The sequence below is a fragment of the Bacteroides sp. CAG:189 genome (assembly GCF_000432295.1).
In the GTDB taxonomy this organism is placed as follows: Bacteria; Bacteroidota; Bacteroidia; order Bacteroidales; family Bacteroidaceae; genus Bacteroides; species Bacteroides salyersiae.
Genome location: NZ_HF991071.1, coordinates 33,065 through 52,527, shown reverse-complemented (window position 1 = coordinate 52,527; position 19,463 = coordinate 33,065). Strand labels below are relative to the sequence as shown.

Below are 19,463 nucleotides of genomic sequence, written 5' to 3'. Positions count from 1 at the left end.
GTTGGAATGCCGAAAGTGATGCCGCCATGTTGCTCAGTGGCCTGGGAGTGAAGGAAGACAAGCACTATACACTGATGGGTGAATTGAGCGGTAAGGAAAAGGTACGCGTGATGTTGGCGCAGGCGCTTTACGGTAATCCGGACAATCTGTTGCTGGACGAACCTACCAATGACTTGGATATGGAAACCGTGATGTGGCTTGAAGATTACCTGTCGAACTTTGAACATACCGTGCTGGTGGTTAGTCACGACCGTCACTTCCTCGACTCTGTATGTACGCATACGGTCGATATCGATTATGGAAAGATCAATATGTTTGCAGGTAACTATAGTTTCTGGTATGAATCGAGCCAGTTGGCACTTCGTCAGCAGCAGAACCAAAAGGCGAAAGCTGAGGAGAAGAAGAAGGAATTGGAAGAGTTTATCCGCCGGTTTAGTGCCAATGTGGCAAAGAGTAAGCAGACTACAAGCCGTAAGAAGATGTTGGAGAAACTGAACGTGGAAGAGATTAAACCTTCTTCACGCAAATATCCGGGCATTATCTTTACGCCCGAACGCGAACCGGGTAATCAGATTTTGGAAGTTTCCGGACTGAGCAAGAAGACCGAAGAGGGAGTGGTGCTGTTCAACGACGTGAACTTCAATGTGGAGAAGGGGGATAAGATTGTATTTCTGTCACGTGATCCGCGTGCTATGACTGCATTCTTCGAGATTATTAATGGGAATATGAAACCTGATGCCGGAAGTTTTAACTGGGGAGTGACTATCACTACCGCTTATCTGCCATTGGACAATACCGGTTTCTTTAATACTGACTTGAATCTGGTAGACTGGTTGAGCCAGTATGGTGAAGGAAATGAGGTGTATATGAAAGGTTTCTTGGGACGTATGTTATTCTCGGGTGAAGAGGTGCTGAAGAAAGTAAGTGTGCTTTCGGGAGGTGAAAAGATGCGTTGCATGATTGCCCGTATGCAGCTTCGCAATGCCAACTGTCTTATTTTGGATACACCGACCAATCATCTCGATTTGGAATCTATTCAGGCATTCAACAATAATTTGAAGACTTACAAGGGCAATATCCTGTTTTCGTCACATGACCATGAATTTATTCAGACCGTGGCAAACCGTGTGATAGAGTTGACTCCTAATGGCATTATCGATAAGATGATGGAGTATGACGAATATATCACTTCGGATCATATTAAAGAGTTGCGGGCAAGAATGTACGGTAATAATAAATAAGATTTTCTTATTTTTATAAGAGATAGGGCAGTGTAGAAGGAAACTTCTACACTGTTTTTTTATGTCTTACTCTAAATTCTCGTTAATTCCCTTTTGTTGTTCCGAACCTTTCTCCGAACAGATGTGTTCCTATCGTATAAACATACAAAAAAGAATATTATGAACTTTATCTGGTATATTCTGATAGGAATAATAGCCGGCTATGTGGCCGGTAAAATAACAAGAGGCGGTGGCTTTGGTCTGCTGGTTAATCTTGTTTTGGGGATAATCGGTGGTGTGTTGGGCGGTTGGGTGTTTTCTCTGCTCGGACTTGCGGCAACAGGCATCATCGGCAGTTTGATAACTTCCGTTGTGGGTGCCATCTTGTTTCTGTGGATTGCTTCATTATTCAGTCATTCCCGCTAATTTTTTGCGATACATTTATTATATTAACTAACATAAATTGATTTGATTATGGAATGTGGAAGTACTAAATTTTTAGTAGGACTCGGGATCGGTTCTGCTATTGGTGCGCTGGTTTATCATTTTTCGCGCACTGCAAAAGCTAAGAAACTGAAAAATGATGTGTTCAATGCTCTTCGAGAAATAGAGGCAGATGCGGAAACTGCAATGGAGGATGCCAAGGCAAAAGCTGTGAAGGCGGGTGTGAAAGTAGCCGGTAAAGTTGCCGATAAAGCCAATGATGTGAAAGAGAAATTGAGTGAGGTAGGCCAGTAAGCCGTACCTTAATTATATATGTTCTCCCCGGATAAAATTATTTGTCCGGGGATTTTTTTTGTATATTTGGTACTTCACAATCGACCGGATACGTTTTGTTACGTATCATATTATAAACAAGATGTTATAATGATGGAGCAGGAAAGAATACAAGTACTTGTAGATAAGAGCAGACAAGAGGACACGGCCGCCTTTGCTCTTTTGGTTTCCGAATTTCAACCGCTTGTATTCCGGCTTGCTTTCCGGTTATTGTGCAATGAAGACGAGGCCAGAGATATGGTGCAGGAGACGTTTGTGAAGGTGTGGCTGTCATTGGGACAATATAACGGAGAATGCCGTTTTTCCACTTGGCTCTACAAGATAACTTGTAATACCTGCTATGACCGGTTACGCTCGATGCGGCATTCGCCTTTGGATAACAGTTCGGATGCTTCGACTTCTATCGATATGGCATCCGGAGATAATATTGAAAGAAATGTGTCTAATAAACAATTGAAGGAACTCATTCTGAAATATACGGATGAACTTACTCCCCGGCAGAGGTTGGTTTTTATGTTGCGGGATGTAGAAGAACTTGAAGTGGAGGAGGTGCGGCAGATAACCGGGCTTTCTGCCGGGAAGATCAAGACGAATCTTTATCTGGCACGTAAGAATATACGAAATAAAATGAATCAAACAGACCCCGATTTATGAGACAGGAAGATAAGCGTTATGAAGAATGGTTGTCTGGAATAAGAAGCGGGCAACCGGTATTGGACCATCCGGAAGACTTGACCTCCGCTATTGTACAGAGGATAAGCCAAACGGTTTCAAAGAGGAAAAAGCGGAATTTTATAATTAGAAGTTGGGTCTTGGGAACAGTTGCCGCAGTATGGTTGTGTTTGCTTTTAGGTGAGACCTTCTTTCCCTCTTTCTCTGATGGGGCAGAAAAGGAATACAGCGCTTGGCAATGTACCTCTTTCTCCTTGCCGGAAAACTGGAAAAAGATGAGCCTTATGGAAAAGGGGAATTACTGCTCTGTCCGCTATATAAAGCATAAGCAGCAGAAACAAAAGCGCATGTCGGAAATTATGAATAAAACAGATTAAACAGATATAGTATGAAGACAAATAATTTAATAGCGGCAATCGTTATCCTGTTCAGTATGGCTTCGTGTCAAACTTCTTACCGTATGGTTTCCCGTGTAAAAACGGATGGCAGCCTGTATAGAGAGGTGTATGCTTATGGCGATTCTGCTTTTCTGGCGGGTGACAGGGCAGAAAACCCGTTTTTGTTTCAGATAGATTCTGATACTTGGCAGTTGGTTGGATTGGGCTCTTCAATCAAATTTAATTTTTGGGGAAACGAACAGGAACTGAATGTAAAAGTATGCCGGGATATTCCGGGAATGTCCGGGGAGTATTTCGAGGTATCGGATACAAAAGAATATGCTGCTCCCTTAGCTGTTCCGCAGGAAATTTTAGAGAAGAAGTTCCGTTGGTTCTATACCTATTATTCATACAAAGCTATTTATTCGGAACTCCCGGATAAAGGTCCTGTACCTTTGGACCGATATTTTAGTGACGAAGAACGGCAGATCTGGTTTCGCGGTGATGAGAATGCTTTTGCCGGATGGAACGGTATTGAATTGAATAATCGGCTGGATGATATTGAAAATAAGTTTTGGGAATGGTATAATCGTAGTCAGTATGAAATCAGTTTTGAAGTCGTGGCGCATTTTACATCCCTGCAAGGTGATACGTCTTATATACGGCGTTTGCAAGAATCTAAGGAAGATATTTATAGCAAGTATGTTTCTAAGAAAGAGAAGGAGAGTACTCCGGAAGAAGTATGTGACTTTTTAAATGATTTATGGCAAACGAAATATTTCTCGAATGTATATAAAGCCAATGAGAAGGATATCGACAAGATGGCTGAAGACCGTGGGCGGATAGTGGAATTGTTCGGATATACGATGCGGAATGAATTGATTATGCCGGGAAAAGTGATTGCTTCTAATGCGATGTTTCAACAGGGAGACTCGGCTGTAATCTGGAAGGTAGATGCTTTTCGCCTTTTGGCAGGCGATTATGAACTTGCAGCAGAATCACGTATTCCTAACTATTGGGCATTTGCTGCCACGCTATTGGCTATTTTATTTGCTTTCTGGCTTTCGTGGAGAGCTTACCGAAAGTAGAAATAAAACAAAATCCTGGCGAAATCACTTCGACAGGACACTGTTTCATTTTACTTAAATGTGGCTACGTAATAAAATTATGACTAATTAATTAAATTCTGATACTGCAAAGATAGGGCGTTCCAGGCAGTGGCACAATCCCTTGAATAAGGTATATTACATAGCTCCTCTAACTATATATAGTTACTTTTGTTCTTTTTTCCATTCTTTGGTTACCGGATCATAACGTTTGATGACACGTGCGGGGCTTCCGGCACATACTGTGTAAGCCGGTATCGGACGGCTGACTACACTGCCGGCAGCTACAACGCAGTGCTTGCCAAGCGTGACGCCCGGCAGTATTACAGCATTCGCGCCTACCCATACATCGTCTTCGATGATGACCGGTAGGGTAGTCACCCCTTGCTCGTCAATCGGTTTGTCGACGTCTGCATAATTATGATTTAATCCGGTGACGGTTACGTTTTGTGCCAGATTGACGTGGTTGCCTATTTGTACCGGTCCTATGATAGTATTACCCAATCCGATACGGGTATAATCCCCGATAGTTAAATCTCCCACGGCATTATTGAGGCATGAGAAATCCTCTACAACCGAGTATCTTCCTAATGAAAAACGGCGGAAGGGGGGGAGATCTTTACGTACACTACGGTAAATCACCGAGCCTTTTCCTCGTTTCAGATAAGTGAAGTAGAATAATCGGATCCACCAATTAGGTCTTGTTTTTACCGGGTGCATAATAAATCGGTGTACGGCTTTCTTTAAGCCTGCATGTTGCTTGATGTTATTTTTAAGTTTTCCGATATTCATATCATTGAAGACTTTAGGGTTATTTCTTTTTCTTTTCTATCAAGTAGTCGGGGATGGCCAGGCATAGGGTAAACAGTAGGCCGAATAATAAGAACCACCATCTTAAAGAGAGAGTCCAGGCGTAGCATGTGGCGATGATGCACCAAATGCTGCAAATCAAGAACAAGACTCTCCAGGAGGGAACCAATTGTCGGAACAGTTTGTCGGCATAATCCCAGTTTCCTGCAAGCAGTGTTACCGGAAGTTTGGATAGTGCCTTCCATTTGGACATGGAATAGGGAAGTGGACGGGGAGAATCACTGTATACATGTGCATAGTGCAGATATTCTATGAAAATATTCTGCATTAGGAGTCTGCTTTCAAGATTGCTTTTCGGACTTTTCAGATTTTGCTTTAGCCATTTGGCGTCTATGGCAATATCTGTTTTTTCGAGTGCGGAAGAAAGGCCTGCCTGCACATGCCCTTGTCTGTAGATTGAGTTTCTGATCTCTTCACGAATGGCTTTCCGGCGAATCTTTCCGGTGGGCCGGTGTTCGATAATGTGATGCAACTGCATAGCCATTACGCCTGCATCATATGCATCATTGATATCTTGTAGCAAAAGCGGGGAAACATGAGTGGTTTCTCCCAGTATCACTGCAATGTCATATTGGTTTTCATCAAGTTCTCTGACGGCTAAAACGGGATCGTTGTATGTAATGACAGTATATAACTCTTTCGGATATTTTAAATCTTCAATATGAGTTTGCAGGGGAACTAATAAGGCAAAACGATATTTTTTTTCTGTTGCAGGATATTTACCGGAATGTCTGAATAACGCTATCAGGGCAAAAATAAACAGATATATACCGGATAATATAATACAGAAGAAAAAGAAATCATTTGCGATATGAAAAAGGGGGGCTATCATTCAGACATACATATTATACATTCTCTTTTTGGATAAATGCTGTCACGGTTTTCAGGATAATTTTCATATCCAGCCAGAAAGAGAATGTTTTTGCATATTTAATATCTAATTGTTTACGTTCGTCTGCTGACATCTTTCCAGAATTCCCCCGTTTCTCAACTTGCCAAAGTCCTGTTAATCCGGCAGGAGCCATGAAACGGTCGATGTATTCGTCGCTGGTCAGTAATTCTGCCTCGTAAAGAGGAAGGGGACGATTGCCTACGACGGACATGTCTCCTTTCAGAATATTGATAAGCTGAGGTAGTTCATCGATACTATATTTGCGGATGATACGTCCTATCCGTGTAATACGGGGGTCGTTTTCCAATTTGACGAACGCATTTTTCTGCTCCTGTGTTTTTTTATTAATATACGCTTCTTCAGAAATCACGAAATCATCGGAGATTAAAACGATTTCATTTTCATTTTCTTCGAAATCGGGTGTCTCTTCCCAGATGATATCCTCTTCTATGCTATCTGTCTGGTATTGATTTAATGAATTATAATCTTTAAGGTGCTTATCGGCGTTTGTGTACATAGAGCGGAATTTCAGAAAGTCGAATATCTGATAATTGCTTCCTACACGTTTGGATTTGTAGATGACTGCCCCTTTGCTTTCCATGCGGATCGCTATGGCGGTAATGATCAACAAAGGGGACAAGATAATCAGTGCAAAACCGGAAGAAACGATATCGAAGCATCTTTTCCAGACGGGGAGTTTAAACGTTTGTATGTTCTCTCCTTTTTTTTGAATATCTTTTATTTTTTGCTGCTTTCTACGTTTCTGAAAATTGATCAAGCTTTCGATGGCTTCTTGAGGAGCTTCGAATGGTATTGTATTATTGATTCCGGCTTTCAAATATTGCAGGCTCTCCTCCTTGGTGAGTGAATCCATCACAAGTACCATGTATATTCCGGGATATTTCTTCCGTAGATATTCGATGTCCAGGATGTCTTTCTGTATGTCAGTTTGTTCGAATAATATGATAATATCGTATTTCTCCCGTATCTTGTCTATAATTTTTGTAGCTTTGGCATATGTCAATACATGGTAGAATGATTCTTTTACCTGTTTTGAAAAATGTTCGATAGTTCTTTCGTATCTTCCGATATAGACAAGATGTAACATAGGGAATCTTAGTCAATGATTTTTTTTATGCGGACTTTAAGCTCAAGAGGATTAAAGGGTTTTAGAATATAATCGGCTGCACCTTCTTCCAATAATCTGATCCGTTCGGTTGTGCTTTCTTCACTTGAAAGCATAATGATAGGTATCGATTTGAATAATTCGTTATGTTTCATGTAAAGTAGAAATTCATCTCCCATCATTTCCGGCATACGTATATCTGAAATAATAAGATCCGGCATGTTTCCTTCGTGTAACCATTCAATGGCTTTTATTGGGTTTTCGCAATATGTGAAATCATATTCTTTACCTAAGTAGATCGAAACTACTTTGGCTATGGATGCTTTATCATCGATGAGTAATATCTTTTTTTTCATATCAGTAATCGAACCTTTTTACTTTGTTTGCTTCGTTAATATTACGATTAATACACGATTCCCTTTCTCAATCCGTGCAAATATATATATTATTTTAATAACTGCGCTCTATAAAATAGAGTAATTTGCCCATTTTTATATAAAGTCTGTTATTTGGGACAAAATAAAAGCCGGTAAGTTTTAATTCCGGCTTTTATTTTATTTTTTAAGAAAGACTCTCGGATTATTCAAAGATATATTTCTTATCAGTTTTATCAGTAGGATACTTGTACCAATCTAAGTTACTTGTATGATTTTGTGCCCATGCTTCAAATTGTGGATAAGCGTCGGTGATCTTGGTCATCTCTGTCGGGTACTTAAATTCCGGTACGGAAATTCCCCAAGTCAGATTACCGGCAGCATCCAGATTTTCTTTATGTACATTGCCATTAGCGGTAGCACCGTATTTTCTGAACTCGTATAGGTGGATTTCAGTTCTCGGACTTTGGTTACCCATAGAGTATGCTATAAAGAAATCAAGATTGTCTTTGGTCAAAACCGGTGCTGTTTTACTTTGATCGGTAAGTGTAATGATTACTTTCAGGGTATAAACTTCATTGGTCCGTTGCTGGTCGGTATTAAGCATCGGTCGTGAATTTCCACCGAATCCATATACTTGGTGCGCATCTCCAAAGAGAGGTATGACAACTTCGTTGCCGTTACTTTCTATTGCACTGTTTTCGAACATGGAATTAGCCAATGTCGAACGCATCTCTGTTCTGCCGTCAAATGAAACGCTTGCAATAGCACTTTTATTAACGTCTACCAAGCGTAAGGCAGCTCCTAATTGTTTGGTTGCTCCAACAGCACTTAATGTGATGTTATACTGTATAGACTTTATTGCGTTTGTAGATTTTTCTTTTGTATACTCAGTTGAAACATTCAACACGATATCGTTAAAGTCGTAGTCGCCTGCTGAAGGATAATTGTCTTCGAATGCGTAGGTATAGTTCATCGGATTCACTTCGATTTCTTCACCGCTTTCGTTCGGAGTATTACCTTCTCCTGTGCAATCTCCGGCAGGGATTGTGATAGGAGACTCTCCGAACTTAGAGATTGTTCCTTCTGAGTTTTTCAGCGCATCGTAGAAACGGTCCATCCATTTTTCTGTACTGATGTCATCATCAAATTCCTTTATTTCATAATAGATGTTACCTGCTGACTGGAAGTTGTTTAACTGTTCGACCTCTTCGATTTTTACCAATGCATATCCGTTTGAAGGGCCGTGGAAGTGTTCTTCTGTCAAATATGCTTTTTCAATATTCAATATGGAATTTTTGCCTAATGTCAAATCCGGGTTGTCACCTCTGTTTTTATTGTAAGTTTCAATGGTAGCAGAAGATAATTCACCTAATCTGAGAACACCGTCAAAATCTTCGACTTCAAGGTAACAGCCGTTTTCAATTGTACAACGGGTATGTGTTTCTTCGATATAGGCTTTTCCTTGGTTGACTAATTTAGTGGTGTTATTTCTTATATCCAGATTGTCGACTTTGAATGTACCGCAATTATAAATCAGTCCGTTAGGTTCGCTCATTGTGAACTTGTCCAATTCGATGGTTCCTGCATTGTAATTGGGATTTGCAGAACCTACATTGGTGAGTTCAAGCTTTTCTCCTGTTATTTTCCCATCGCCTAATACGGTTATTTGGGATGTACGGCTTAATTTTAATCCATCGGATATGACAATTTCACCTCCTGCAACGACGATTAGTTCTACGTGACCTGATAAATCGGGTGTTTTAGTCAAAGTTAACTTGGTTGCCACTATTACTTTAATGGTGGCGCTTCCCGAAGAATATAATATATCGGTGCAAGGAGAGGTTATTTTGAAAAAACGTGGTTGATTATTCGGTGTATTGAATATATCATAGCCTTCGTATTTGTTTTTATCCCAATTTTGCATAGCTCCCAGATTCCAATCTTGCTGAATTTCGGTAGCTTCTTGCAATTTGCTTGCTATTTCCTGTTCGCTATAAGGCGCTTCCATTGTGGGGACTGTGAAGTCCACAGAACGGGTAGCCCGGGAAACGATGGTATTGCCGTTACCAAAAGCAACTGCAACTCTTCCATTACTGATGTTTGCCGGTTTTACGATGTAACGTCCTTTGTTGTCTACTCGGGCAACGAAGACGGTAGTTAAGGCAGTCGGACAATCCATCGTTGTTTCAAGTTTCATATCTTGATTGGCGTATCCTTCTGCTAAGAGTCTGGCATTGCTGTTTTTATTTAATGGGTTGGCGTCGAACAATTGCACTTTGTAATTAGTTCCCATATCCTCATTCACACTGACGGATACATTAACGCCTTGAGTCGTTTTCCAATCCATACTTGGATCGATGTTTTGTACAGGAAAAGAACTCTGATAAAGTTCTTTGGTTTTTTCCACATCAAAGAGATTTTTGTCATTATCTACACAACTGGTAAATGCGACTGCTCCCACAAGGAGTGAAACAGTACTTGACTTGCAAAGATTGAATTTCATAATTAATTGCTTGCTCTGTTATTACTATTAAATAGATAACAAGTCTTAGTTTGTTATTGGTCACAAAGGTATCTATTAATTTATAATATACTAACGTGTTGTGAGAGGAAAAGTGTTTTTATTAACATCTTTTAAATGGTTGTTGGATGGATATTGCAACTTTTTATTGTGATCTGTGTGTTGAATGTAACTATTTGTTTATTAATAAAATATGATTTAATTGCAGTATCTGTTATTTCTTTTATTATTTCTATAATTGTATATTCTGTCTATTTTGTGTTGTGTGTATTTGTAAAATGAGAATGAATAGGATGGACACTCGTTTGCTATACGATATTTGGGTTGTATTTTGATTTTTTGTGAAGAAAGTTATATAAGATGCTTGTGTGTAAAATAATTGGGATTGTCTGTAATTTGACGGTTTGTATCAGGATTATGGTGTTATTTGTAGATTGTATAGTGTTTTTGTTGATTATAAATTGGTTAGCCTTTAGCGTCTTTCTGTAAATCTGATAGGATGATAAATGAAATATAAATTGCGTTTGCTTATTTTGTAAAAGTATGTGCTTTGTGTGATGTTGAATATAATTTTTAGGTTGATGAAGGGGCTTATGATATTGTTTTGTTGAGATGTGTATTTGAATATACAGGGAATCGGTTTAAAGATAGAGAATTAATAATGTTAACACAAATGTAAATAACCGTATGTATTTACTATTTAAAATAGGGATACGGCTTTCTTGAATATTTTTGTTATGAATACTCTTTTTAGGTAGCTATTCTGATACAATAGCCATTAATGTTGCCTTGTTATAACGCTATTTCATTGTTGATTAGGTTTTGTTATTTCTCCAATCAGGCAGGAGTTCATTTTATATCTGATTTCTTTATTGCTTAAACCGTGTCCGAGTAGAAACATTAGTTTTGTTACAGCACATTCCGGTGTGCTGTCGTAGCCACTGATGACACCGGCTTGTAGTAGCTGAATACCTGTTTCATAACGTTCCATTTCTACGGCTCCCGAAGAGCATTGGGTAATATTAACAATAATGATTCCTCGTTCGGTAGCTGCTTTCAGTTGCTCTATGAACCAAGGCTTTTGCGGGGCATTGCCCGAACCGAATGTCTTTAATACTACGGCTTTCAGTCCTTCTACATGGAGTAAGGAGGTGATAATGCTTTCTTGTATGCCGGGAAAAAGGGTTAATATTACCACATTGGTATCAAACAGGTAATGTGGCTTTAAGGCTTTTGTCGGGTCCGGTTTGTGAATAAGGTTAGGTTCATATTTGATATGGATTCCGACACGTGCTAACGCCGGATAATTGAAAGAGCGGAAAGCATTGAAATTTTCAGCATTAATTTTGGTTGTACGGTTTCCACGCATCAGATGGTTTTCAAAGAAGATGCATACTTCCGGAACCATTGCTGTGCCGTTTGCATTTTTGGCAGCTGCTATTTCAATTGCCGTTATCAGATTCTCCTTTCCATCGGTTCGTAATGTTCCTATAGGGAGTTGAGAACCTGTAAGAATAACCGGTTTACTTAGATTTTCGAGCATGAAGCTCAATGCCGAAGCTGTGTAAGCCATTGTATCCGTTCCATGCAAAATGACAAAACCATCGAAGTAATCGTAATTGTAGTTGATGATTTTCACAAGTTTGGCCCAGTAGAGGGGTTCCATATCCGAAGAGTCGATAGGAGGATCGAATTGATAAGAGGAGATTCGGTAATTAAAGCGTTTTAGCTCGGGGACGTGTTTTAACAGATGGTCGAAGTCAAAATTTTCCAAAGCACCGGTCTCCGGGTTTTCTATCATTCCGATAGTTCCTCCGGTATATATTAACAAAACGGAAGGGTAATTGGCTATCATATTTGTGGCTTTCTTGTTAAATCGACGGCAAAGATACAAAAGAATTATGATTTATGAATTATGATTGATGAATTAGCGCACGGAGTTTATGGTCGTCTATGCATGATTCTTCATTGGTAATTCATCAATCATAATTCTTGATTCATCAATCATCGGATGGCTTCTAATAGACGGAGGATGGCTTTTTCGGGATCTTTTTCTTCATCTAATAAGGTGACGAAACGGCTTCCGATAATACCCCCACGGGCATTGTCGCATGCGGCTTGGAAAGTCGCTTTATTGGAGATGCCGAAACCTACCATGCGTGGGTTGCGTAGTTTCATTCCGTCTATCTTTTTAAAATAGGCTCGTTTTTGCGTATCAAAATCTTGTTGTGCACCGGTGGTAGCTGCCGAGGATACCATATAGATAAATCCATCCGTATGGGCATCGATATCCCGGACACGTTCTTCACTGGTTTCGGGAGTGATAAGCATGATTACTTTGATATCATGGTGTTCGGCAATGGGGCGATAGTATTCCTGATAATCACGGAAGGGGAGATCGGGGATAATGACTCCGTCGATACCGCATTCTACACATTTACGGCAGAACTCTTCGAAGCCGAACTGCATGATAGGATTTAGGTATCCCATGAAAACGAGTGGGATATTTACATCTTTACGAATGTCACGGAGTTGTTCAAAGAGCAATTTTAATGACATTCCATTGCGAAGGGCCTGTGTAGCTGCATTTTGTATCACAATGCCATCGGCCATCGGATCGCTGAAAGGAATGCCGATTTCAATCATGCTTACACCGTGCTTCTCAAGCGTACGGATAACGTTGGCTGTACCGTTCAGAGTGGGAGTGCCTGCACAAAAATAGATAGATAACAGATTTTTTTTATCACTATTGAAAAGTTGATTAATTCGGTTCATATACTTTGTTTTTTTATTGTTGACGTAATTCGTTTAGAAATAGGCGGATACGTTCCGTATCTTTCCTTCCCGGTTTTGTTTCGAAACGGCTGTTAAGATCATAACCTGCTAAGCGGGGATGATGGAATTCACGAAGGGCCTTCGCACTATATGGGTTGATACCGCCACTAAGCAGAAAAGGGACATTGCCATTATAGGCATGTAGAATGCTCCAGTCGAATTGATTGCCCGAACCGCCGTATTGTTGGCATTTTGTATCGAAAAGAAAATAGTTGCAGTATTTTTCATAATCGTAAACAGAATGTAAGTCCTTTATGCAGGAGATGGAAAAGGTTTTGATCAACTTGAAGCCGTTTGATTGAAGTGAACGGCAGTATTCCGGCGACTCATGTCCGTGAAGTTGGATGAAGTTCAATCCGAAACGATCGGCGAACATTTCTATCGTCTGTCTGGGTTCGTTCACAAAGACACCTACACGCCGGGCATGTACGGGCATGTAGTCGGGCATTTCATAGATATAACGAGGAGATTTAGGATAGAAAATAAAACCGATCATATCGATGTTGAGCGTTTCCGTCTTACGGATATTTTCTCCATCCTGCATGCCGCATATTTTTATTAATTTGCCGTTTATCATAATTTATAAAAGATTGGTTGTTACTGCTTGTTTACCTGTGAAATGAATTCTTTCAAGGTTTCGGCCGGTTTCTCGGTCCGCATAAAAGTTTCTCCGATAAGGAAACCTCTGAAACCCGCGTCATGGAGTTTAGAGACGGTTACCGGCTGGGAAATACCACTCTCAGATACCAGTATCGTATCTTGTGGTAACTGTTCCGCCAAACGGAAAGAATTGGCTACATCTGTATGGAAACTGCCTAAGTTGCGATTGTTGATACCTACCATATCGATATCTTTATATATATAAGGTAATTCGTCAGTATTATGAATTTCAAGCAGTACTTCTAAGCCGAGTTCATGGGCCTTATCCGCTAAAGCACGGCATTGGGTTTGTTCTAATGCGGCTGCAATCAGAAGTACTGCATCGGCTCCAACGATACGGGCCTGGTAAAGTTGGTATTCGTCAATGATGAAATCTTTCCTCAGAATGGGCAGATTTATCAAAGGGCGTACTGTGCGGATGTCCCGCAGGGTACCGCCAAAAAATATTTCATCTGTAAGAATGGAAACAGCCGAAGCACCGGAAGCGGCATACGCAGGAACGATTTCTTCCGGACGGGCGTTTTCTTTTATCCATCCTTTGGAGGGCGACCGGCGCTTAAATTCAGCAATGATGCCTGTTGGAGAAGAGGCGATGGCCTGCTTCATGGAACGGGTGGGAAGGAGGTCGCCAATACCCTCGGAAAGCTGTTCGATTGAGATTGCCTGTTTCTGCAAATCTACTTCTTTACGCTTGTTTGCGATAATCTCTGATAATATATCTTCCATTGTTTTCCTTTTTTATTGATTAAGTTCTATAAACTTCCGGAGTGTGGCTTGTGCTTTGCCACTCTCTAATGACTGACGTGCCAGACCGATACATTCTTCTATCGGTTTTTCCGGACAAATCACGTGGATGGCAAAGGCGGCATTTACTATCACTACCTCTTTTTGTGCTTCGGTAGCCCGGTTTGCCATGACGTTATCGAATATCTTGGCAGCGTCTTCCGGGGTATTTCCTCCATCCAGATCTTTTTCTGTGTAACGATGGAAATTGAGACTTTCCGGACTGTAGATTTTCTCGCTTTCACTGGTTGCTACCTTAAATTCATTAGTCAGTGAAATTTCATCGTATCCGTCGAGGCTGTGAACTACGGCGAATTTTATATTACTTGCCTGATAAGTGTAGCTATACAAACGGAGTAGTGGTAAATTGTAGACACCTAACAATTGGTATTGCGGTAATACCGGGTTTACCAGTGGGCCGAGCATGTTGAAAAAAGTACGTACGGCCAATGCTTTTCGTACCGGAGCTACTGCCTTCAATGCCGGATTGAAGAGGGGGGCATGCAAATAAGCGATGTTGCATTTCTCTATGGAACGGCGCAGTTTGTCAACATTGTTTGTGAATTTCACTCCATGTTGTTCCATCACATTGCTGGCGCCACTGACGGATGTTGCACCATAATTTCCATGTTTTACAACCGGAAATCCGGCTCCGGCCACAGTAAAACAGGCTGCTGTCGAAATATTGAATGTGTTTTTGCCATCTCCTCCCGTACCAACGATATCGATCGGAGAAAAGTCGCTGAGGTCGACCGGCAGTCGCATTTCCAATAATGCATCACGAAACCCGCATAATTCTTCAACGGAAATATTACGCATCAGGAAAACGGTGATCAGCGAAGCTACCTGTACATCGTTGTATTTTCCCTGTGCTATGTTTTGCAGGATGATACGGGCCTCTTCCCGTCCCAGATATTGATGTTCGAAAAGTTTATATAGAATCTGTTTCATACATTTATGCTTTTAAGAAATTGTGGATGATAATCTTTCCTTGTGGTGTGAGTACTGATTCGGGATGGAACTGTATGCCATGTACATCGTACGTGCAATGGCGTAATGCCATGATTTGTCCCTCTTTGCTTTCTGCCGTGATCTCCAGACTGTCGGGAAAATGATTGCGGCTGACCACCCAAGAGTGATAACGTCCTACGGGAATCTCGTGTTCTAAATCTTGAAATAATATATCTTTCCCGGTTATATCGATGAGGGTTTGTACGCCATGATATACTTCCACCAGGTTTTCGAGTGTGGCACCGAATGCTTCACCGATAGCCTGATGTCCGAGGCAGACACCTAATATACTTTTGGTCGGTGCATATTGTTTTATAATAGGTAAAAGCAGGCCGGCTTCTGCGGGTATGCCAGGGCCGGGGGAGAGAATGATTTTGTCGAAGCGGTTCACTTCGTCAAGGCTTATCCGGTCGTTACGAAATACTTCTATATCGGTGTATCCGAGTTCTTTTACCACATGCAACAGGTTGTAGGTAAAAGAGTCATAATTGTCTAAAAGTAAAATTTTCATTGTTTTCAGTTTTTGAGTGTTTCTGCCAGATCGATTGCTTTTTTCAATGCTCCTAACTTATTGTTTACTTCCTGTAATTCATATTCATCCTGACTACGGGCTACAATACCTCCTCCGGCTTGCAGCCATAGTTCATTGTTACGACTGACAAAAGTGCGAATGGTAATTGCTTGATTTAAGTCGCCGTTCAATCCGATGAATCCGATACAACCGCCGTAAGCACCACGGTTGTGAGGTTCTATTTCGCTGATAAGTTGCATGGCGCGCACTTTGGGTGCACCACTGAGTGTACCTGCCGGGAAAGTGTCGATGAAAGTTTTCATCGAACTGCTTGGTTCGTCCAATATTCCACTGACACGACTGACGAGATGAATGACGTGGCTATAATATTGCGGTTCTTTGTAGAATACCACCTGTACGTCGTGACAATTCCGGCTAAGGTCATTTCGTGCCAGATCCACTAACATTACATGTTCCGCATTCTCTTTCGGGTCGGCAAGCAGTGCTTGAGCCAGTTCTTTGTCTTTTATGGAATCGCCGGTACGGCGGGTTGTTCCGGCGATCGGGTCAATGCAAGCCTGTTTCCCTTCGATTTTACAATGTGTTTCGGGTGAAGAGCCGAAAATCCGGTAACCGCCGAAGTCAAAGTAAAACAAATATGGAGAAGGGTTGATGCTGCGTAGTGCACGGTATACTTTGAAGTCGTCTCCGGCATAAGGCTGGATGAATCTTCGGGACAGTACGATCTGGAACACATCTCCCCGAAGGCAGTGTGCAATCCCTTTACGGACGTTTGCTTTGTGTTGTTCATCTGTAATGGGACTTCTCACGGGACCGGTTATGGAAAAATTATACGATGCATAATTCCGATTTTCGATGGCGGCTTCCAGTTGGGGCAATCTGCTTTCTTCTCCTTCGCTGAGTATTTCTACCAGAGTCAGTTCATTTTTGAAATGGTTGAAGATGATGACATATTTATAAAGGATATACAGTATATCCGGTGCATCATTCATTTCATCGTGACTCTCTTTGATTGGAATATGTTCGAAGTATTTTACGGCATTAAATGTGGTATATCCATAAAGACCATATGCTTCCCGATGTTCTCCTGTCACCTGGAAAAGGGAGATAAATCCGTCGATAGCCTTTTCCACAGTGAATGTCTCTGTCAGTGGCTTTTCTTCCCGGCTATTGTCGGGACAGATGGTAGTAACAACATCGTTGTTGATACCGATACTCGCCAAGGGGCAAAGGGCAATGTAAGACATGGAGTTTTCTCCGGCATGGAAATCCGAACTTTCCATTAGTGCTGATTGCGGATACATATCCCGCACTTTGAGATAGATGCTGACCGGTGTATGTAAATCACCGAGCACCTGTTTGCTATTGGTTTTATAGGAAAATGTTTTCACGATTTCATTTATTACTTAACTACTTGACTACTTGACTACTTAACTACTTGACTACTTGACTACTATACATGGATTATTCAAACTAAATAGGTTTCAATATCCTTGTCTCCTCGTCCCGAAACGGTTAATACCACCACATCTTCCGGTTTGAATTTAATTTTTTTCAATGCTCCGAGGGCATGTGCAGATTCCAGTGCCGGGATGATGCCTTCGAGTTTTGTCAGTTCGTATGCGGCTTCTATGGCTTCATCGTCATTAATTGCCACTACCGTAGCCCGGTGTTGTGAGGCAAGATTGGCATGTATCGGGCCGATGCCGGGGTAATCCAGTCCGGCAGAAATGGAATACGGTTCTTCGATTTGTCCGTCCTCATTTTGGATAACGAAAGTTCGTGCTCCGTGGATGATACCCATTTTACCCAGTTGGATAGTAGCCGCAGTCTGGCCGGTTTCTATACCTTTTCCTCCGGCTTCGGCCAATACGATGCGCACACGTTCGTCATCCAGATAATGATAGATAGTACCTGCTGCATTGCTGCCACCGCCTACACAGGCAATCAGATAATCGGGACAGTCACGTCCTTCTTTCTCTTTCAACTGCTTTTTTATCTCTTCGCTGATGACTGATTGCAGACGTGCTACCATGTCCGGATACGGGTGAGGGCCGACTGTAGAACCGATAATGTAGTATGTATCTGCCGGATGACAACACCAGTCGCGTATGGCTTCGTTGGTGGCATCTTTCAGCGTCATGTTTCCCGATGTTACCGGAATGACTGTCGCTCCGAGCATTTTCATCTTTTCCACATTGACGTGTTGACGTTCCACATCTGTTTTCCCCATATAGACGATGCATTCCATATTCATCAATGCACAGACGGTAGCTGTTGCCACGCCATGTTGTCCGGCTCCCGTCTCGGCAATGATACGTGTTTTTCCCATGCGGCGCGCCAAAAGTATCTGCCCGATGGTGTTGTTTATTTTATGGGCTCCCGTATGATTGAGGTCCTCTCGTTTCAGGTATATTTTACATCCATATTTTTCCGAGAGGCGGCGTGCCAGATAGAGTGGGGAAGGACGGCCCACATAATCACGCAATAATTGGTCGAACTCCTGCTTGAAACTTTCGTCATTCAATACGGTCAGATAAGTGTTTGTCAGTTCTTCTACACATTTGTGAAGTATTTCGGGGATGTATGCTCCGCCGAACTCTCCATAATAACCGTCTTTGTCAACTTGATAACTTTTCATATATTTTTCTTTTTTATAATTGAACTCTGTTTGGTAGTACCGGCAATCCCGGTTTCCGATAATGGCCGGAAAATAAAAAGGGCCCTGCCGCAAGTTGCGACAGGGCCCTTTCAAATCTGTTATATCTTTATTGAGGTATATACATACGAGCACTGCTCCCTTACGACTGTCGGAGTTGTAATAGGCGCCACCACCAATATGTATTTACTAACATTGTTCTCATTGTCTTTTATTGTTTAACGGGGGCAAATATAAGCACATTGTTTGAAACTACAAATAAAATCTGTCTTTTTTTTATTATGCTCAATATAGTTCGTTCTCAAATAATATCTTTTTGGTTAAAAATATTGGTTCCTGTTTAAATTTTCCTCTTTAAAGTTTTTTTCATATGTATATTATAATAGAAAGTACTATCTTTGCATAGTCTTTCCTTCCTATATATTAGGAACAAGAAAGATAAGACATATTTGAAAGACGTTTTGAACGTATTCTTCTACAAGTAAATTCTCGCAAAATTTATTAAGAAAAGGAGAAAACGCAACGAAACATCTCCTTCGTATGTGTGTTATAGGTACACCAAATTTTTGGTGTGCTCAATAATATCGTATGAACGTGGGTTGTTTGTGTTGCTTATCCTTTTCTAGGGCAATGCGAGAAGCCTACTTGTGGGATAAGTGAACAAAGACTCCCACGTTTTTTATTATGCCTATCTTAGAAGTTGAACTAATTGCCACACATGGGGAGTATGTATGGGATTATTCGTTACAATGAAGCCTATTGGTATTTTGATAAAGGAAGAATTAGAGAAACAGGAACGAAGTATCACTTGGTTTGCACGCAAACTATCTTGTGACCGTTCTAATATTTATCGTCTGTTTCAAAAAGAAAGTATTGATACGAATCTTCTTGTCCGAATTTCTATTCTTTTAGGTAAAGATTTCTTTTCTGATTTGTCTGATTACGTAAAGGAGAAAGAACAACTGCATGATTCGCGATAATTCTGTGGCATTTCTGCAATATGTTTTTGTTCTTTCTTTAACTTCTTTGCCATACTTTTGCAGAA

At 41.0% G+C, this 19,463-nt stretch carries 20 protein-coding genes; 7 read left to right on the top strand and 13 right to left on the bottom strand.

Annotated elements, in window-relative coordinates; translation table 11 throughout:
• From QVP90_RS09845 to QVP90_RS09820, 6 genes are all read left to right on the top strand, one after another.
• The coding region (locus QVP90_RS09845; RefSeq protein ID WP_288204228.1) for an ABC-F family ATP-binding cassette domain-containing protein at positions 1-1,241 on the top strand (1,241 nt) is incomplete at its 5' end.
• 159 nt (positions 1,242-1,400) lie between these two features.
• Entirely contained in the window at positions 1,401-1,646 is a 246-nt protein-coding gene (locus QVP90_RS09840) for a GlsB/YeaQ/YmgE family stress response membrane protein (protein WP_007480498.1), read from the top strand.
• A 48-nt stretch (positions 1,647-1,694) separates the two neighbouring features.
• Complete coding sequence (locus QVP90_RS09835) at positions 1,695-1,958, top strand: YtxH domain-containing protein (RefSeq protein WP_005923388.1); 264 nt, start codon at positions 1,695-1,697, stop codon at positions 1,956-1,958.
• A gap of 129 nt (positions 1,959-2,087) precedes the next feature.
• Positions 2,088-2,651, top strand: a complete 564-nt coding sequence (locus tag QVP90_RS09830; RefSeq protein ID WP_021936309.1) for an RNA polymerase sigma factor — start codon at positions 2,088-2,090, stop codon at positions 2,649-2,651.
• Positions 2,648-3,046: a hypothetical protein gene (locus QVP90_RS09825; RefSeq protein WP_021936308.1), complete on the top strand. Its 399-nt coding sequence runs from the start codon at positions 2,648-2,650 to the stop codon at positions 3,044-3,046. Before QVP90_RS09830 ends, QVP90_RS09825 begins: the two co-directional genes overlap by 4 nt.
• Positions 3,047-3,057: 11 nt before the next feature.
• Entirely contained in the window at positions 3,058-4,134 is a 1,077-nt protein-coding gene (locus QVP90_RS09820; RefSeq protein WP_021936307.1) for a hypothetical protein, read from the top strand.
• Between the two features lie 183 nt (positions 4,135-4,317).
• Here the strand turns inward: QVP90_RS09820 and QVP90_RS09815 are convergent, their stop codons facing one another.
• The 13 genes from QVP90_RS09815 to trpB all read right to left on the bottom strand — a co-directional run bounded on the left by QVP90_RS09815 (position 4,318) and on the right by trpB (position 18,400).
• The gene (locus QVP90_RS09815; RefSeq protein WP_021936306.1) at positions 4,318-4,944 is read right to left on the bottom strand and encodes an acyltransferase; all 627 of its coding nucleotides are present in this window, start codon (positions 4,942-4,944) and stop codon (positions 4,318-4,320) included.
• Between the two features lie 19 nt (positions 4,945-4,963).
• On the bottom strand, positions 4,964-5,854 hold the full coding sequence (locus tag QVP90_RS09810) for a hypothetical protein (protein WP_021936305.1): 891 nt from the start codon (positions 5,852-5,854) through the stop codon (positions 4,964-4,966).
• A 13-nt stretch (positions 5,855-5,867) separates the two neighbouring features.
• On the bottom strand, positions 5,868-7,022 hold the full coding sequence (locus QVP90_RS09805) for a sugar transferase (RefSeq protein ID WP_005923373.1): 1,155 nt from the start codon (positions 7,020-7,022) through the stop codon (positions 5,868-5,870).
• Between the two features lie 8 nt (positions 7,023-7,030).
• Complete coding sequence (locus QVP90_RS09800) at positions 7,031-7,396, bottom strand: response regulator (RefSeq protein WP_005923369.1); 366 nt, start codon at positions 7,394-7,396, stop codon at positions 7,031-7,033.
• Between the two features lie 223 nt (positions 7,397-7,619).
• Entirely contained in the window at positions 7,620-9,920 is a 2,301-nt protein-coding gene (locus QVP90_RS09795; RefSeq protein WP_005923366.1) for an LruC domain-containing protein, read from the bottom strand.
• An 823-nt stretch (positions 9,921-10,743) separates the two neighbouring features.
• Positions 10,744-11,793 carry an asparaginase gene (locus QVP90_RS09790; protein WP_025819600.1) on the bottom strand — a complete coding sequence of 350 codons (1,050 nt, stop codon included), beginning with the start codon at positions 11,791-11,793 and terminating at the stop codon, positions 10,744-10,746.
• A gap of 149 nt (positions 11,794-11,942) precedes the next feature.
• Positions 11,943-12,713, bottom strand: coding sequence for a tryptophan synthase subunit alpha (gene trpA, locus QVP90_RS09785; RefSeq protein ID WP_021936303.1), 771 nt, complete (start codon positions 12,711-12,713; stop codon positions 11,943-11,945).
• Between the two features lie 13 nt (positions 12,714-12,726).
• On the bottom strand, positions 12,727-13,350 hold the full coding sequence (locus QVP90_RS09780) for a phosphoribosylanthranilate isomerase (RefSeq protein WP_025819601.1): 624 nt from the start codon (positions 13,348-13,350) through the stop codon (positions 12,727-12,729).
• 20 nt (positions 13,351-13,370) lie between these two features.
• Positions 13,371-14,159 carry an indole-3-glycerol phosphate synthase TrpC gene (gene trpC, locus QVP90_RS09775; protein WP_021936302.1) on the bottom strand — a complete coding sequence of 263 codons (789 nt, stop codon included), beginning with the start codon at positions 14,157-14,159 and terminating at the stop codon, positions 13,371-13,373.
• A gap of 12 nt (positions 14,160-14,171) precedes the next feature.
• Positions 14,172-15,167 (bottom strand): anthranilate phosphoribosyltransferase, encoded by a 996-nt coding sequence (trpD, locus tag QVP90_RS09770; protein WP_021936301.1) that lies wholly within the window; start codon positions 15,165-15,167, stop codon positions 14,172-14,174.
• A gap of 4 nt (positions 15,168-15,171) precedes the next feature.
• Complete coding sequence (locus QVP90_RS09765) at positions 15,172-15,738, bottom strand: anthranilate synthase component II (RefSeq protein WP_005923354.1); 567 nt, start codon at positions 15,736-15,738, stop codon at positions 15,172-15,174.
• A 5-nt stretch (positions 15,739-15,743) separates the two neighbouring features.
• Positions 15,744-17,150, bottom strand: coding sequence for an anthranilate synthase component I family protein (locus QVP90_RS09760; RefSeq protein ID WP_021936300.1), 1,407 nt, complete (start codon positions 17,148-17,150; stop codon positions 15,744-15,746).
• A 77-nt stretch (positions 17,151-17,227) separates the two neighbouring features.
• Positions 17,228-18,400, bottom strand: a complete 1,173-nt coding sequence (trpB, locus tag QVP90_RS09755) for a tryptophan synthase subunit beta (protein ID WP_007480507.1) — start codon at positions 18,398-18,400, stop codon at positions 17,228-17,230.
• Positions 18,401-19,149: 749 nt separating this feature from the next.
• Between trpB and QVP90_RS09750 the strand changes: the two genes are divergently transcribed.
• The gene (locus QVP90_RS09750; protein ID WP_005923347.1) at positions 19,150-19,398 is read left to right on the top strand and encodes a hypothetical protein; all 249 of its coding nucleotides are present in this window, start codon (positions 19,150-19,152) and stop codon (positions 19,396-19,398) included.
• Positions 19,399-19,463 lie beyond the last annotated feature (65 nt).